At 48.6% G+C, this 484-nt stretch carries 1 pseudogene; it reads right to left on the bottom strand.

The annotated features are described in order from the left end of the window. Positions 1-76: 76 nt before the first annotated feature. Positions 77-484 (bottom strand): annotated as a pseudogene (locus tag ACTHUE_RS20205) (hypothetical protein); the annotation flags it as partial.

Genomic DNA, 484 nt, shown 5'->3' with positions numbered 1-484 from the left:
GTCTGAAAAAGTTCAGACGGCCTTTCTTTAATTAAAACAGGATACCAAATCTCATCTCAATCTATATTGCGAACAATTATTTTGCAGAATTGCTAACTTGTTTCATCCAGGCAAACAGTTCGTCTAAGTCATAATCGCCGCTGTGGCCAACATCCCAAGGCAGGGCGTAGTCGACGGTTTGGCCGTTGTTTTGCAGTTTGGCGGTTAAGATGGCGGAGACTGCCAGTGAGGTGTCGCGGTCGTTGGTGCCGACGCGGATGCGCCAGTTTTGTGGCAGGTTTACGCCCGGTTTGCCGATGTAGTTGAGCGGGTTCATGATTTTGACGGTTTCTTCGTCCGCGATTTCGGCGTTGGCAGCGGTGTTGTGTTGAAGAGGTAAACGGATACGATAACCAATACTAAGGCCGTCTGAAACGCCAAGTTGGGTTTCAGACGGCCTGATTTTTTGTAACGTTATGTAGTGTTGTGCGTTGCGCTGTGAAGT

It is taken from the genome of Neisseria sp. P0021.S005 (assembly GCF_051956955.1).
The sequence above is the reverse complement of the archived record's forward strand: the minus strand, read 5'-3'. Positions and strand labels throughout refer to the sequence as shown.